This is a genomic window from Streptomyces sp. NPDC031265, from assembly GCF_055570295.1.
Window position 1 is genome coordinate 102,652 of the sequence record NZ_JBVIHM010000008.1, and the last position, 14,868, is coordinate 117,519.

14 protein-coding genes are annotated in these 14,868 nt (G+C 67.1%); 9 read left to right on the forward strand and 5 right to left on the reverse strand.

Annotation, left to right across the window (positions count from 1 at the left end; translation table 11 throughout):
- Positions 1–694 precede the first annotated feature (694 nt).
- Positions 695–1,405, reverse strand: coding sequence for a tectonin domain-containing protein (locus tag ACZ499_RS15070; protein ID WP_079664075.1), 711 nt, complete (start codon positions 1,403–1,405; stop codon positions 695–697).
- 407 nt (positions 1,406–1,812) lie between these two features.
- Positions 1,813–2,355: a hypothetical protein gene (locus ACZ499_RS15075; protein WP_468675185.1), complete on the reverse strand. Its 543-nt coding sequence runs from the start codon at positions 2,353–2,355 to the stop codon at positions 1,813–1,815.
- A gap of 457 nt (positions 2,356–2,812) precedes the next feature.
- Between ACZ499_RS15075 and ACZ499_RS15080 the strand changes: the two genes are divergently transcribed.
- The 3 genes from ACZ499_RS15080 to ACZ499_RS15090 all read left to right on the forward strand — a co-directional run bounded on the left by ACZ499_RS15080 (position 2,813) and on the right by ACZ499_RS15090 (position 4,286).
- On the forward strand, positions 2,813–3,058 hold the full coding sequence (locus ACZ499_RS15080; protein WP_468675186.1) for a hypothetical protein: 246 nt from the start codon (positions 2,813–2,815) through the stop codon (positions 3,056–3,058).
- A gap of 192 nt (positions 3,059–3,250) precedes the next feature.
- Positions 3,251–3,832, forward strand: coding sequence for a hypothetical protein (locus tag ACZ499_RS15085; RefSeq protein WP_468675188.1), 582 nt, complete (start codon positions 3,251–3,253; stop codon positions 3,830–3,832).
- 322 nt (positions 3,833–4,154) lie between these two features.
- Complete coding sequence (locus ACZ499_RS15090; protein ID WP_468675190.1) at positions 4,155–4,286, forward strand: hypothetical protein; 132 nt, start codon at positions 4,155–4,157, stop codon at positions 4,284–4,286.
- 482 nt (positions 4,287–4,768) lie between these two features.
- On the opposite strand, the gene ACZ499_RS15095 is transcribed toward ACZ499_RS15090, so the two are convergent.
- From ACZ499_RS15095 to ACZ499_RS15105, 3 genes are all read right to left on the reverse strand, one after another.
- On the reverse strand, positions 4,769–5,062 hold the full coding sequence (locus ACZ499_RS15095) for a hypothetical protein (protein WP_468675192.1): 294 nt from the start codon (positions 5,060–5,062) through the stop codon (positions 4,769–4,771).
- Positions 5,063–5,672: 610 nt separating this feature from the next.
- A complete protein-coding gene (locus ACZ499_RS15100) occupies positions 5,673–6,239 on the reverse strand; it encodes a hypothetical protein (protein WP_468675193.1) in 567 nt (188 codons plus the stop codon).
- 316 nt (positions 6,240–6,555) lie between these two features.
- Complete coding sequence (locus tag ACZ499_RS15105; RefSeq protein ID WP_468675194.1) at positions 6,556–6,990, reverse strand: hypothetical protein; 435 nt, start codon at positions 6,988–6,990, stop codon at positions 6,556–6,558.
- Positions 6,991–7,496: 506 nt separating this feature from the next.
- On the opposite strand from ACZ499_RS15105, the gene ACZ499_RS15110 reads away from it, so the two are divergent.
- From ACZ499_RS15110 to ACZ499_RS15135, 6 genes are all read left to right on the forward strand, one after another.
- Positions 7,497–7,988: a hypothetical protein gene (locus ACZ499_RS15110; protein ID WP_468675195.1), complete on the forward strand. Its 492-nt coding sequence runs from the start codon at positions 7,497–7,499 to the stop codon at positions 7,986–7,988.
- Between the two features lie 113 nt (positions 7,989–8,101).
- A complete protein-coding gene (locus tag ACZ499_RS15115) occupies positions 8,102–8,953 on the forward strand; it encodes a terpene synthase family protein (RefSeq protein ID WP_468675473.1) in 852 nt (283 codons plus the stop codon).
- A gap of 71 nt (positions 8,954–9,024) precedes the next feature.
- Positions 9,025–10,614 carry a prenyltransferase/squalene oxidase repeat-containing protein gene (locus ACZ499_RS15120; RefSeq protein ID WP_468675197.1) on the forward strand — a complete coding sequence of 530 codons (1,590 nt, stop codon included), beginning with the start codon at positions 9,025–9,027 and terminating at the stop codon, positions 10,612–10,614.
- Positions 10,611–11,987 carry an SDR family NAD(P)-dependent oxidoreductase gene (locus ACZ499_RS15125; RefSeq protein ID WP_468675198.1) on the forward strand — a complete coding sequence of 459 codons (1,377 nt, stop codon included), beginning with the start codon at positions 10,611–10,613 and terminating at the stop codon, positions 11,985–11,987. Before ACZ499_RS15120 ends, ACZ499_RS15125 begins: the two co-directional genes overlap by 4 nt.
- Before the next feature lie 40 nt (positions 11,988–12,027).
- Positions 12,028–13,620 (forward strand): wax ester/triacylglycerol synthase domain-containing protein, encoded by a 1,593-nt coding sequence (locus ACZ499_RS15130; RefSeq protein WP_468675200.1) that lies wholly within the window; start codon positions 12,028–12,030, stop codon positions 13,618–13,620.
- Positions 13,621–13,798: 178 nt separating this feature from the next.
- Positions 13,799–14,836: a beta-ketoacyl-ACP synthase III gene (locus ACZ499_RS15135; protein ID WP_468675202.1), complete on the forward strand. Its 1,038-nt coding sequence runs from the start codon at positions 13,799–13,801 to the stop codon at positions 14,834–14,836.
- Positions 14,837–14,868 lie beyond the last annotated feature (32 nt).

Consider the following 14,868-nt stretch of genomic DNA (forward strand, 5'->3'; position numbering starts at 1 on the left):
GCCTACTTCCGCCTCCCTCCCACCCCCCCCCCCCCCCCCCCCCCCCCCCCCTCCCCCCTTCCCCCCCCCCCCCCCTCTCCCCCCCCCCCCCCCACGCGAGGTGTCGCGGGTGAGCGCCCTGCGCCTGTTGCGTGCGGCCGTTACCAAGATCCGCCTGGTGCGTTGGTCTGGCAGGCAGGCGCGCCCGTCCCGGTGGGTGACGCGTGCCGGACGCTATCCGAACCCCGTAAGGAACAGAAATGAATAAAGGGTCCAGAGCCGCGGCTGTCGCGCTCCTTGCCCTCGGTGGCTTGAGCCTTCCGGCGTATAGTGCCTCAGCGGTCGCTCCGAGCGTCGACCCCGGTCCGGTCGGTGGCCAGCTCTATCAACTTGCCAACCCCATCAATCTTGTGGGGACGGTGACGGCCCCGGCATTCGCTCAACTCCGGGGCATGAACATCAACGTGGGCAAGCTCCTCGGGTAGATCCTGGTCTCCGTCACCGAACGCCCAAGCGGCCCATCCGCGCCGCCTGTCCGTACCGCTTTTGGTGGACCTGTTCTGGAAGCTCGGCCATCGGGCAGCGGGCCGCGCGCTGGGCTGCTGCCGGTTCCGCCTCGCGGCCAGCTGAGCAGGACAGCGGCGCGGGGGCTACAGACCGGAGCAGCCGTGCGGGCCCGACCTGTTGGCCGGGCCCGCACGGTTGTCGGACTGGATCAGCTTGGCTGGTCGCCGGTGTACCGGTAGATGGCGCCGGCGCTGTTGACGTGCCACACGGTGCCGTCGGCGCCTGCGGCGATGTCGGTGGCGTTGCCGGGGATCTTGACCCACGGGTTACTGCCGCTGGCGTCGTTGTTGGTGTACCGGTAGATACTGCCTGCCGTGTCGACGCCCCACACGTTGGTCCGGGAGCCGACCGCGATCCGCTTCAGGCTGCCGCCGACGCTCTGCCACGGGTTGGAGCTGTCCTGGTCTCCGGTGTACCGGAAGACATAGTTGCCGCTGTTGACGCCCCACACGGTGCCGTCCGCCGCGGCGCCGATGTCACTCAGTCCTCCGGGGATCTTGAGCCACGGGTTGGTGTCGTTGTTGGTGTACCGGTAGATGGCGCCGGCGGAGTCCACGCCCCACACGTTCGTCCGGGAACCCGCATCGATGCGGACCAGGCTGCCGTTGATGCCCACCCAGTTCGTCGTGCTCTGGTCGCCGGTGTACCGGTAGATCTGGTTGCCGCTGTTGACGCCCCACACGGTGCCGTCCGCCGCGGCACCGATGTCGCTCAGCCCACCCGGAATGTTGACCCAGGGGTTGCCGTCGAAGTTTGTGTACCGGTAGACGGCATTCGCGGAGTTCACACCCCACACCGTCGTCCTGGACCCCGCCGAGATGGCCGAGAGACCACCGTCGACCTTGACCCAATCCGCCATGAAGTCCCCTCCGTCGAGCCGCTGTTGGCTACGACACTGAGCGACGAGACGACCGCGACAAAAGGGGCGAATGCTTGTCTTAATGTCAAACGAGCCAGCAAATCAAGGTTTCAGTTCCCGTTGCCTTGCAAGGACGCGGCGGAACCGGCTCGGCCGCGAGCGCTTCGGCCGGACACGCTGTCCCACCCATGGGCTATCGACATGAGCACCGGTCTGTGCTCCCCACGAAACAGCACAGGACTTTCGGCGCATCGGGCGAGGCCGTGGGCCTCGGCACGAACGACGCGCGAGCAGGTATCGGCCGACAGAGCCCTGGCCGCTAGGAGCCCAGCGGGGTCCGCACCAAGTGCCGCGCGCCTGCCCCTCCCGGCCTGTCGACAGGCAGACGGGACGGGCGGGGCGGGCGGTCAGGGGTTGTGGGACATGGTCATCGGAAGGGCCATGAGCTGCACGACGACGTTGCCCGGGTCACCGACGGGTGCGAAGTCGACCGGCTGTTGCAGCTGGTAGACGGCGCCCTGCGGGGGGAACACGGTGAGGTTGCTGTTCAGGGTGGTCATCGTCTTGGTGTTGGACAGCACCATCGGCTCACCGGTGCCGGGGAACTTCTCGACGGTGAGGGTGAAGTCGTGGAACAGGGTGCTCCTGAACGTCGGCGGCATGTTCGAGAGGACTTCCAGCAGGCTGAGCGGCGTGGTGTCGACGTCGGCCTGCGAGAGTGTGACCTTGCCGAGCGTCGGGTGGTCGGCGCTGTACTCCTCGCCGATGATCCTCATCTTCACTCCGCCGAGACCGCCGTTGAGGTTCGCCTCGATGCGGACCCTGATGCCGCCCTTGAAGTCGAGCTCGACCATACCGGTCGCGTCGATCTTCAACGGCACGTTCACGGCGTAGCCGGAGCACGGGATCTCCAGCCCGATCGGGGGTAGCAGGCCGCCAATACTCACCATCGGGACACCTCCGGAGCAGGGGGCCGCGCCGGGCGGCGCGCACATGCCGTGCGAACGACGGCTTTCCGCACGCTACTGATCGCCACAGGCCCCGGGCTTGCTCCCGCACCGGGAGACCACGAAAGGATGAACGCGGTGCGACGGCCCAGGCCCAAGCCGTCGGAGCCCGATCCTGCGCGACGCTGACCGCTCGTGCGAAGAGGGCCGGAGTTCGAGGCCCGGGGCCCGGCAGGGGCACGTGAGGGAATCCGTGCGACGCATGCAGCTCTCGGGCGCCTGGCCGGTTTCTTCAGGAGGGGAGGGCGGCCTGGAGTGTGGCATACATGGGCATGAGGTCGTCCAGGCCGACGAGGTGCAGGAGCCGTTGCACGGGTGCGGATGCGTTGGCCGGGCGGAGCCAGCCGTCGCTGTCCTGTGCGGCACGGTGGGCGTAGCTGCTTCTGAACTACCCGAGACCGTGGCCCTGCTGTCCGTTCACGTCTTCGAGGCGGCGCGCGATGCTAAGACGGTCAGCGACGTGATGGACCGGGCCTGGTCGTCGACGTCGCAGCCCCTCTCGGCTAGGTATGCGACACTCCGCGCCCGTACGGCAGAAGGCCGAACGCATGAAAGCGCCAGTTCCATCCGGCTCGGGCTCGTGAGCGGCCTGACGACCGTGGACCTGTCGCGGCTCAGCGCAATCGAGGTCTGGTACTCCAAGTAGATCGCGACATTCAGCGCCCGTTTCCGGCCGCCCAAGTACTGAGTAGCTCTGGGGGCGCGCGAAGCTGAAGGTGGAGAAGCGGTACCTCTTACACGCCGCCCAATGAGCTGATCGCGCTCTCCCGCTGCTCACAGACCCCCTGCTTAGCTTTACCTGGCATATGCACCATTTCACCTCAACCATGGGGATCTGATGGCGAACGAGCTCAAGTACGGCGACAAGGTCTACATGAACAATGGCTACACCACGGGGAGTGGCGGCTTCCTGGATGCCTCCACTGAGTCGAGCACCGCCGGTGCAGGGGCCATCCACACGGTTGCCACAGCGCCGACGGCCACCCGCGCCCCCGGCAGCGGCACCTGGGAGATCGTCTCGGCCGCAGGAAAGAGCACCGGCGACCAGATCAAAACCGGAGACCTCGTCCACCTGCGCAACGTCAGCGACAACGGCTACCTGGACGTCAACGGCCAAGCGGACGCGAACCAGCGGACAGTCGGTGCTGTCTACGACGTCTCCACCAACCGGGACGCCGACCGTGCAGGAGAGGGGACCGGCACCTGGCGCATCTTCGACATGGCCTCCAGCCCCTTCGACCAGTGCGTCCGCGTGAGCGACCCCGTTCTGCTGTGGAACCTGTACGGCAACGGAAGCTTCCTGGAGATCAATGCTGGCAAGTCGGCACCGGCGGGGGGTACCTACGACGTAGTCACCAACGGCTACTGGAATCGCGACGCAAACGTCACCATCTGGCGCCTGTCCAAGGCCCAGCCGTAAACAAATTCCTGCGCGCGACGTCCGCTCGCGCTCTCCCCCGGAGCGGTTGGCAACCCAGTCCGGCCGTTAGGGCGCCAGCGCCCGGGGATCGGTGGGTGTGACGGACGCCGGCTCGGGGGCGAGGGGTCCGCAGGAGGTGCCAACCGGCGTAGCAGCCGGACGAGAACGGCATGCCCTTGCACGGCCATCGAGCACGAGGTCAGCGGCCTGCAAGGGCAGGGGCTTGCGGCCTTGCGCCGAACAGACGAGGCGGGTGCCTCCGGCCGCCCGGGCCGACGATGCTCTGCCTCTGCCTGGCTGCCGGACACCGAGGCAGCGCACGATGCTGTTTTTTGGGCGCGACGTCACCGCTTACGCGAACGGCCGCGAGGTCGACCAGGCGCTGATGACCGAGTACTTCATCCGCAAGCACCTCGGTCACCCGCTACGGGCAGCCGAAGCCCACGGCGCCTGAGATTACTACCACGGCACGCAAGCGATGAACGGCGGCAACGACCTCGCCCACGACGAAGCAGTAGCCGTGCCGCCCACCTCCGTCCAAGCGTGCATCCCGCAGTACCGAGCTCGGCACTGGGGACTCGAGCCCAGCTGCAAGCCGACCTTCCTCACCTCCGACGCACTCCTCTTACTCTGGCGCCCGGAACCCCCGAGTGACGCCTACCAAGGGTTCGGTGCCTGTTTCTGAACCCCCGGAAGACGCGGGCTCAGTAGCTTGGTAACAGGCAGGCAGTGAGCCAAGGTGACCGTCATCAGTTCGTAGCGTCCTGTTGCTCGCGCCACACCAGCCGCGAAGACTTCCGTTCGTGGAACGGTCACCGTGACCGTTCCACGAACGGGAACTGGTCCCTCGGCGAGGATCTCGCACGTCGTGCGTGCCGAGGCCCGCCTCGCCCGCGAGTGAGGGTTCGAGGCCGTACCGGACCGTCGGCGAGGGGCCTAGTTCAGGACCAGGATGCTGGTGCCGATGGGAAGCGGAATCGAGTAGTCGACCTTGACCTTGATCCTGACGCCGCCGTCGAAGGGAGCCACCTGGGCCACGATGAAGTCGGCCCCCGCCTGGGTATGCGGCTTGCCCTGATACACCTGGAAGGCCGCCACGAGCACCCTCGAAGTGGACAGGATCTGATCATGGTTGTACGTGAGGAAGACGTCGCCCTTGCCGTCGGGCCAGTCGAGCTTCTGCACGCTGAAGTACCCGGCCAGGACAGGCGTCTGTGGGGGAGTGCTCACGGTGGCTCCTTGCTCGCGGACTAACGCTGGACCACGAGAGGGCTGGCCTTTCGCGGCCTACGAAGACTCGCAGGGGGCCACAGCGACACGCTCGGCGTCGTCAGAACGCCCTTCGATCAGGTGACATCTGGTTTATCCGCTCTGCCCGGCGGATGCAGGATCACGGCCGGAAACGGCCCGCTGTGGGGTACGGACCGACGTCACGATGTCCGCCGCTTCGCCAACTGATGCCACACCAGCAACAGCGACTCCCATTTCGGACTGACAGTTCTTGACCTGCTGATACGTGGTTCAGAAACAGGCACTTGGCCTGGAGGGTGCCCACGAGATCAGGTTCCCAGTCAGCCCCACGGCCCAGCTCGTGCTCTTCCCCGGCCAAGGCGCATCCGCGGAAGAGGTCAAGCTCAGCCGAGTGATCAACTGCAACCACCTCATGGACAGCTGCGAGCAAGTCGTTATCCGGCCGGCGGCCCGGCACGCCGCGCTCGCCAAGGTCCGGCTGAGCAAGCGCGGGCCCACGCTGCCTTTCATCACGGCCCCGCGCATGAGGCTGGGCCCCGGCGGCCGGTGCGGCAGCCGGGACCAGGTGTCGCGGGAGGAGGGGTGCGCCTTACTTACTGATCTTCCAGTCGGCGACGTTGCCGCCGCGGTTGAAGTAGGCGTTGGTGCAGACGTCGAGCTTGCCGCCGTTTGTGGCGTTCTGGTTGGTCTCCAGGAAGCCGCCGTTGTCGTCGTAGGTGTTCCACAGGTGGACGATGTCTCCTTCCCGGACGTTCTGGTCGCCGGGTGCGGAGGTCTGGGCGAAGATCCGCCAGCTGCCGCTGCCGGGGGCACGGTTCGTGGCCTGGGCGGTGGACACGTCGTACTTGCCGCCGACGCTCTTCTGCACGGTGCTGGCGTGGTTTGCGGTGTCGAGGTAGCCGCCGTCGCCGCCGTAGAGGTTGCGCAGGTGGACCAGGTCCCCGCTCAGGACAGGCTGGCCGGCTGCCTTACCCGAGGCGGACAGGATCTCCCACGTGCCCGAGCCCTGGGCGCGGGTGGGGCTGTCGGCGGTGGCCACCTCGTGCTTCAGGCCGGCATGGGGGCTGTGGTTGAGGGTGTCGAGGTAACCGCCCTGCCAGCTGTTGTACCCGTTCTGCAGGTGGATCTGATCGCCGTACTTGAGTTCGTTCGCCATCGGACATTCCCCTCACTCGTTGACGTCTGGTCCAGCTTCCGGGATGGATCCCGCAAGAAAGCTCGCGGCGGCGGCTCGGCCGGGGTCATTGGGCTACACGTAATCGAGGAGCCAGCCGACGGGATTGTCGTCCGGTATGTCGCTGTCACCCGCCCGTGTGGATCTCCTGAATGCCCCTGGGTAGCTTGCCGGCGCGTCTGCCATCGGCCTGGTTGATGTCCCAGTCGACGGCGGGGAGCCATGTCGTGCCGCCGTGCATCTGCACCTTCAGACGCACATCCGCCCAGTTGGCGCCCCAGCTGACTGAAGCAGTGGCCTAGAAACCGGGGCTCACCCAGTGCGCCATGACGCCCGTACGTCCGTCGCCGTTGCTGATGACTTGGGCGCTGCCCGTCCCGATGCGGTACGCGTGGAGCGTGATGACGTCATTGGCGTCGAACTTCTCCAGGATCGTCTGCCCGGGGGTGGTCTGCCCTTCCCACTTCCCACCGGTCAGTGCTTCAGTGCCGAGGATGACCTGGCCGTTCTTGAACAGTGCAGTACGGACGAGCAAACTCGCCGTTGCGGTCCCGCCGGTGTACGAGCGGGCGTGGTACGAGATCTCCCACACTCCGGGGAAGGGGATCGTGAGGTCCGGGATCTCGGAGATCCGCTCATCGGTCCTGTCGGCACCGGTGAGTGAGTGGCTGAAGTCGACCGGGCTGGTCTGGAGCCATGTCGAGCCCTGCCGGTAACTTGCTGGAGTTGTCATGCCTTTACGCTAAGTAAGACAGTCGCAGGACAAGACATGATCAGTCGGATGCCACCCGTCCAGGTAGAAAGAGGCATTTGACGTTTAATGTCGGGGCTTGGCGTTCGCCCACCCGGTGATCCAACAGACCGGCAAGCGCTGGCCGGTGCCACGGCCGGAACGACGCGGCGTGCTGCCCTTCAGTGATCTGCCGGACAGAACCTAGACGGAACCGGCACGCGACGTTCGCTCATGAGGATCGCCGACGGTGTTCGCGTTACAGCTCAGGGGGAGCAGGCACCTTCTCACGCCTTCAGGTGAACTTCGGCCGGGAAAACGTTTATTCATCCGACTTTGGAGGTGTTATAGGCAAATCTGGCAGCCCTCTAAAGGAAGGCTTGCTCATGCGGCGTCGTACAGTGATCGTCACTGCTCTGCTTTCTCTGTCGGCTGTGGGCGTGTCTGCGGCTGTGGCTGCGGGGCCCGTCATGCCTGTTGCGGGGACGGTCACGTGGTGCTTGTCTTCCGTGGCGGCTGAGCGCCTGGCGGCCGACGGCATTGCGACGACGGCCGACGCTCCGGCCGTGCTCGACTCTTCGGGGCCGACCCCGTGTGTGCAGTGGCCGATGAAGGGCAAGATCAGCCTCGACCTGACCGAGGGGTCCTGGTCGGCGGGCGGTGGCATGACCTTCACGCGGGCCTCGGACGGGCGCAGTCTTCGCTTCACTGGGGCGCAGGGTGACTTGGCGCGGCGGTCGATGCTGGTGCAAGGGGCTGTCGGAGATGAAGCCGCGCAGCCGGTTGATCTCTCCACGTACGAGATCGACGTGTCGAAGGTCACGGTCACTATGCCGTCCCTGAACTCGCCTGGCTCGGTTGAGGGCAGGCCGTTCGACACGATGCTCCAGCCGGACGGTTCGGCGGTGTTCTCGCGAGCGTTCGGTGTGTCACCGGTTCCCACTGGGAGCAGCCTGGCCACGCTCGCGGGCCGTGTCGATGTGACACCGGGGCTGGGCTGAGGCGGATGACGGGGGAAACTCGTGCTGGCCTACTCCGCCCTGACCTGCCGGGTGAGGTCCGGGCTATCCAGGTCGGCGCGGCAGTGCTGGCATGGGCACGGGATTTGAGCCTGGTGGTCGACGCCTTTGAAGAGAAGCGCCTGGTTGCTATGCGACTGGGGGAATTCGCTGAGTTGACCGCGCCGGAGGCGACCACCTGCGATGTGGAACTGACGGCCCAGTGGGCTGCATTCATCTGCCTGGTCGACGACCGGCTCGACCGCGGCGGGGCCGATGTCCGGCCGGACGAGGTCGCTTCGCTGTTCAACCGGCTGCTGGACGTGCTCACCGGTGGCTCTGCCGGATCTGGCAGCGGGTTCGAGCGTGCCCTGGGCGACTTGTGGCGGCGTACGGCTCCGCGGATGCCCACTCAGTGGCGGGAGCGGTTCGTTGCTGACTACCGCGACTTCGCCCTGGCTACGCATGAAGAGGCCACCGGCCGCGCCGACCGGGACCAGCTGGGGCTCCACGACTACGTCCTGCGGCGTCGAAGAACTATCACCGCCCTGCCTATGGCAGACATCCTGGAGTGCACCACTGGCGCGCCCTGGCCCGGCCTGCCCGCCGGGGAGGACCTCGTGAGGGCCCTGCGGCGGGCTGCGGCTGATGTGGCCGGCTGGACCAATGACCTGGTCTCGGCCGAGGACGACCTGCGGAAGGGCCGCGACAACCTGGTGACCGTCTTGAGCCGTGAGCGCGGCTGCTCCCTGTCCTCGGCGCGCGAACAGGTCACGGTGATGCGCGATGACCGACTGAGGGATTTTCATGCGCTGGCTGCCTCATTGACCGCGATGGCCGTGCCCGGTACCGAGCGGGATGGAGTACGGCGTTACGTGGCGGCGCTCGGGTCTTTCGTGGCCGCGACGCTGCACTGGCTCGGCGTCACCCATCGCTTCGACGCCCGCTGGGCGCCCCGGCCTGTGTGACTGACCTCGGTGCCCGGCCCTTCCGATCCACACCACCGAGTTCTCCGTGCCCTCCAAGGACTGTCCTACCGATGAGACTCCCTTCCGCAGAGCAACTCCCCCCGGCCTGGCCGTCGTCGCTTTTCCCAGCAACGCTGCCTGCCGGGCGCGAGCGGCTCTTGGCGCGCGTGCTGAACCGGGTGGGAGCCAATGGTGCCGTGCGCGACTCCTGCCGAAGCCGGGTCCTTGAATCCGCGCTCGCCCTGGCACTGGTGGAACGGTGTGCATCCGACCACCGTGAGGCGCGTACTCGCATCGTGCGCTACCTGCAGCGCCACCGGAACAGCGAAGACCTTATGGACGCGACCGTAGCCGCGGCTGTCCTGGGCCGGGGTACCGGGCAGCCGGCGTGTCGCCAGGCCCTGGAGGACATGGTCCGCCGGGTACCGGAATTCACCGGACCTCGCAAACGCGCTCTGGCCCACGCCATCTTCACCATGCTGGGCGCGGGTTCCGTCCATGACGACGCTGACGCCCGTGCCATCGAGGCGAGCACGCTGCATCCTTGGGCTGCGGTGCAAGCCGTTGCTGTGAAGGCCATCCTGGGACGGGCGGCGGGCAGAGGCCCGGTGGGCCGGGACGACGTCACTGTGCTGGTTTCCACCCAGCGCCCCGGCACGGTGTGGGAGGGAAACCTCTTCATTCACCTGTCAGTCCTGCACGCCTTGGTGGACGTCCCCGGCATGGAGAGCCTCGTAGAGACCGGCCTGCGCACCGCTCTCATGCACCAGAGGGGGGACGGCGGCCTGCCTTTCGTCACGGACACCGACACGTGGAGCACTGTCGTCTCTGGCCTCGCTCTGTGCACCGTCGGCGCACCGCAGAAGGTGCTGCACCGCATCGCCCGGCACCTCGTGCACGTTCAGCACGCGAGTGGCGGCTGGTCCTACACTGACCAGGCTGAGCTCTCCGACACGGACTGCACCACCGTCGCGATCGAATTCCTGCATCAGCTGGACGCGGTCACCTACCGCGATCCGATTCAACGCGGGCTGGAAGCCCTGATCGCGGTTCGCGGCACCGACGGCGGATTCCCTACCTATGGATCAGGCACGCCCTCCGAAGCCTGCATGACCGCCGCGGCGATCAACGCGCTCCATGTTCAAGGGCGCCACCATCACCTCATCCAGCCTGCTCTGCGTTTCCTCGCCGAGAGCCAGATGCCTGACGGCTCCTTTCCCCCCGGCTGGAGCAGCAGTCGCCTACACACCCTCTTCAGGGCGTACCTCGCCGCTGGCCCCCACCACCCGATGAGCGGTCGGATCACCGAGCTGCTGCGCACCACACAGAACGCGGACGGCGGCTTCGGACAGCAGAATCGGTCTGCGAGCGATGCCATCAGCACCGCCTACGCCCTGATCATTCTGGCCGGGCAGCTCGACCCTGCTCCCGCTGCGCGCGCCGCTGGCTACCTGCTCGCTCAGCAGCGTTCCGACGGCAGCATCCACTCCGTTCCCGACATGCTCGGCCCGCGCCCCTTCCCGTATCACGTTCCCGTGTTGACCGACGCGTTTGCTCTGCTCGCCCTGGGCCACCTCACCCACCGCATCCGGCCATCACGCGTCGTCTTGCCGGCCCGCCGGCACAGCAGTGCGCAAAGCGCCGAAAGGACCACCCCATGAACCCCTTCCGCTCCAAACCGGCTCCCGCTTCCCTGTCAGGGCGGGTATGCCTGATCACGGGAGGTGCAGCGGGCATCGGCTGGGCCCTGACCTGTGCCTTGGCCGCGGTCGGGGCCCATGTGCACGTGTGCGACAACTCCCAGGCGAGCCTCGAGCGAGCTGCTGCCGACCTCATCCAGATGCCTGGGGCGCCATCCGTCCAGTTCGCGCATGTCGACGTGACCGATCGCCCCGCCCTGGAGGAGTGGATCGCCAAGGTCCATGCCGAGCACGGACGCGTCGACGTCCTGGTTCACAACGCCGCCTACATCCGCTGGGCGGACGTTGAAGAGATGACCGTCGAGCAGGCCCAGTTGTCCATGCGCACCTCCTACGATGCCCTGGTCTGCTCCGTCGCAGCGGTGCTGCCGCTGATGCGGGCGGGCGGCGGTGGACAGATCGTGGCGATGGGCTCGGCCGCAGGGCGGATCTTCGTCAAAGGACCCTCGGCGGCCTACGCCGCCGCGAAGGCCGCTGTCGAGGCATACACCGAGATGCTGCGCATCGAACTGGCCGACTCCAGTATCGGCGTGACTCTGGTACGCCCGGCCACCGTCGTAGGCACCGACTTCTTCAAGGTCCACGTCCCCTCGGCCCGCATGCCGAGGGTCGCCGACTTCCTGCCGCCCACCACACCGGAGAAGGTCGCAGCCGCGACCGTTCAGGCCATCAGCAGCCGTCGGCAAACCGTTGACATTCCCGGCTATCTGCCCTCGTTCTACCGTGCCTACGCCCTGGCTCCCGAGCTCACCCGCAAGGCCGCTGCAACCGGAGGCAGCGCCCGGCGCGACTATGCCGCAGGGCGCCCCGCAGCCGCCACACCGGCGAAGATCGAGCCCTTTCAAACCAGCCGCACACAGCAGGACGGGCTCATCGCCCGAGCCTTGAAGAAAGCGGGAGGAAACGCACGCTTCGTGCGCATCATGTCCCACATCGCGCCAGGCGTCGACCGGGCAGCTCATCGTCTCAGCGGGGGCCGAATGCTGCTCATGCCTGCCACGCTGCCCTCACTGATGCTGACCACCATCGGCCGCCGCAGCGGCCTGCCCCGCCAGACACCTCTGCTGTGCCACCCCGAAGCAGACGGAAGCTTTCTCGTCGTCGACACCAACTTCGGCCGCCCCCCGAGCCCCGCCTGGTCCCACAACCTGATCGCCACACCCAGCGCAAGCGTGACCCGCCGCGGACGCACGCTGCCGGTGACCGCCACCCTCCTGGAGGGCGACGAGCGGGCCGCCGCCTGGGACCACCTCGTCGAAGTCTGGCCGGCCTACGTCTCCTTCGCCCACCGCTCCGGGCGCCGCTTGCGGATCTTCCGGCTCACACCGGCCTGAGCCCCGCCTCCCCACCGAGCCCACCACAGCGGAGAACACCGTGACCGTCCCCCTGCGTCCCACCCCCATGGACCTGACCATGCACGCCATGGCCCAGGCCCACCCCTCGGTCTCCCAGACCATCGGAGTGATCCTCCACCTGGAAGGAACCGCTCCCGCCCTCAGAGAACTCCGCGCTCACGTCGGCGCCCACCTGAAATCCGAACCGCGGCTGACGCACTTCCTGCGCGGCCCCGGACTCAAAGCCCGCTGGCACCACGACCCAGCCCCCGACCTGCAGCACCGCGTTCACGAACAGCGCATCCCCTCAGGCGACCAGCACCTCGAGACGGCTCTGGCCGGCCTCGTCGCGCACCCCTTGCCCGACGCGGGCCCGCTGTGGGACATCTGGCTGCTGACCGGATACGCCCCGGGGCGTTATGCCATCTGCCTGCGCGCACACCACAGCACCCAGGACGGCATGGGCCTGATCGGTACCATGACCACTCTCTTCGGCAGCGCACCCGCGCCCACCGTGCAGCCCGCGTCCCGGGCAGGAGCCGGAGCCTACCTGGGCACCGTGCGCAGCATGCTCGCCGCAAGCGCCACCAACAACGTCTGGAACGACACGGCACTGCCCCTCACCGGCCACCGTGACATCAGCTGGGCGCATGTCCCCACGCAGCGACTGCGGCAGGCCGCCACCGCCCGCGGCGGCGACACGAACGACGCCTTCCTGGCCGCCCTCAGCGGAGCCCTGCGCACCTGGACATCACAATCCTGGCCCCGCGGCGCCGGCAGGTCCCTGCCGGCTATCACCATGGTCAACCTGCGCCGGGGCGAGGAGCGCGACCTGCCGGGGAACTACTGCACCTTCGCACCCGTGCCCCTTCCCTGTCACGAGCCGACGGTTGAAGGCCGCCTCGACCAGGTCATCACCTCCACCCGCGCGGCCAAGGACCCGAGCCGTCACAAAGCCATGCGCTCTGTGATGGACCTCGTCCCCGCACGCGCCTTCCAGGTTCTGGCGACCCGGCTGACCACGCCCGATCGGGCCACCATCACCACGTCCTACCTCGCCATCCACCGGCCACTGCGCTACAAGCAAGACCCAGTCACCCGCCTCCAGCCCTTCAACTGGCTCCCGCGGCACCAGCCAGCATCGATCGTGGCCTGCAGCTACAACGGAATCACCAGCGTCTGCTTCGTCACCGATGCCGCTCTTCCCGGGCTGAATCGGCTGCCCAGGCTCTTCCACGACGCAGTAAACGCACTGCCCGAATTCCACAGCAACCCACAGGTGCCGGGCCAGCCACCCCACACCGGCGCAACGCTTCCAACGCCCGCCACTGACCGAGGTACTGCCCCTGTCATCGATTTCGCGCTCATCAAAAACATCCTGGTCCAAAGGGGAGATCTGCCCGCCGCGCCGATCACTCCCACGGCCACACAGGCACAAGCGGGCATCGATTCCCTCGCCGTTGCCGTGCTGTCCATGAATCTCGAGGAACGCTTGGGCATCGTGATCCCCGAAGACGAACTGGTGAAGGCGCCCACCGTCGCCCACCTGGCCGACCTGGTGGCTCAACAGGCGGCATCAACCTCCCGCCGCAAGAACCCGGACGAGCAAGGACTCTGCCCACAGACAGACTGACCGAAGGCCGTACCAAGGACGCAGTCGCGCTCCAGCCCCTCGCCGCAAGCTCCATTCCACCGGCCGGCACCAGCGCCAGCACACCCGGCGGCAGCGCGATACGACGAGCGCCCGGCCGGTCGCAGTCCCGACGGCATACCTCTACCGACGATGACGCCAGCACAGAGAAGCAGAACCGTTGATCTTTGCACGAAAAGCCGCGACACCGTTGCCGACGCCCGCCGCGCGATTGATCGGCCTGGGGTCCTACCTGCCCCCGCAGAAGGTAAGCAACGCCGACCTCGTATCCCGCCTGGACACGACAGACGAATGGATCCGCACCCGCATCGGTATTGCCGAGCGACACATCACCGATCCGGCGACGGCCACCAGTGACCTGGCGGTAGAAGCAGGTCTCCGGGCGATGAAATCGGCGAAGGCCGAACACGTCGACGCCGTCATCCTGGCCACCGCCACTCCAGACCATCACGTGCCCGGCACCGCGCCCCTGGTAGCCCACCAACTCGGCCTGCGCCAAGTCCCCGCCTTCGATATCGGCGCCGGCTGCTCGGGGTTCGTCTACGCAATGACCGTTGCGGCGGGACTCATCCAAGCCCGAACTGCCGGCACCGTGCTGGTCATCGGAGCGGAGAAGATGTCGGCCGTCATCGACCCAGCCGACCGATCCACCGCGCCGATCTTCGGAGACGGAGCCGGAGCAGTCGTGCTCACAGCCGGACACGCCGACGAACCAGGAACCCTCAAAGCAGCCGCATGGGGCAGCGACGGCGAGCACGCAGACGCCATCTGCATCCCCGACGGGGGCTCCCGCCACCCCTCACACCCAAGCGACGACCTGAAAAGGCCGTACGTGCGCATGAAAGGAAACGAGGTATTCCGTCACGCGGTGCGCCGCATCACTCAGGTGACTCAAGAGTCGGCCGCCGCAGCAGGATGGGCCATCCAGGACATCGACAGACTGATCGTCCACCAAGCGAACGCACGCATCAGCGCAGCAGTGGCCAACACCCTGAGTATCCCGACAGAGCGCGTACCGTCCAACATCACCCACGTCGGCAACACCTCCGCAGCATCCATCCCCCTGCTGCTGAGCCACTCAGCCATCAACGGGCAGCTCAAAGCCAGGCAACGAGTCGTCGTGACCTCCTTCGGTGCAGGCTTCACCTGGGCGGCTACAACTCTGCTGTGGCCCACCGACCTCCAACCTCTCGCCTGAGCGCCTACTGATCATGGGTGCAGGCGTCCTCG

What these genes read in the sequence shown, in the direction of transcription:
- ACZ499_RS15070 (WP_079664075.1), bottom strand. Translation starts at nt 1,405, where the DNA reads ATGGCGGATTGGGTCAAGGTCGACGGTGGTCTCTCGGCCATCTCGGCG.
- ACZ499_RS15075 (WP_468675185.1), bottom strand. Translation starts at nt 2,355, where the DNA reads ATGGTGAGTATTGGCGGCCTGCTACCCCCGATCGGGCTGGAGATCCCG.
- ACZ499_RS15085 (WP_468675188.1), top strand. Translation starts at nt 3,251, where the DNA reads ATGGCGAACGAGCTCAAGTACGGCGACAAGGTCTACATGAACAATGGC.
- ACZ499_RS15090 (WP_468675190.1), top strand. Translation starts at nt 4,155, where the DNA reads ATGCTGTTTTTTGGGCGCGACGTCACCGCTTACGCGAACGGCCGCGAG.
- ACZ499_RS15100 (WP_468675193.1), bottom strand. Translation starts at nt 6,239, where the DNA reads ATGGCGAACGAACTCAAGTACGGCGATCAGATCCACCTGCAGAACGGG.
- ACZ499_RS15105 (WP_468675194.1), bottom strand. Translation starts at nt 6,990, where the DNA reads ATGACAACTCCAGCAAGTTACCGGCAGGGCTCGACATGGCTCCAGACC.
- ACZ499_RS15120 (WP_468675197.1), top strand. Translation starts at nt 9,025, where the DNA reads ATGAGACTCCCTTCCGCAGAGCAACTCCCCCCGGCCTGGCCGTCGTCG.
- ACZ499_RS15125 (WP_468675198.1), top strand. Translation starts at nt 10,611, where the DNA reads ATGAACCCCTTCCGCTCCAAACCGGCTCCCGCTTCCCTGTCAGGGCGG.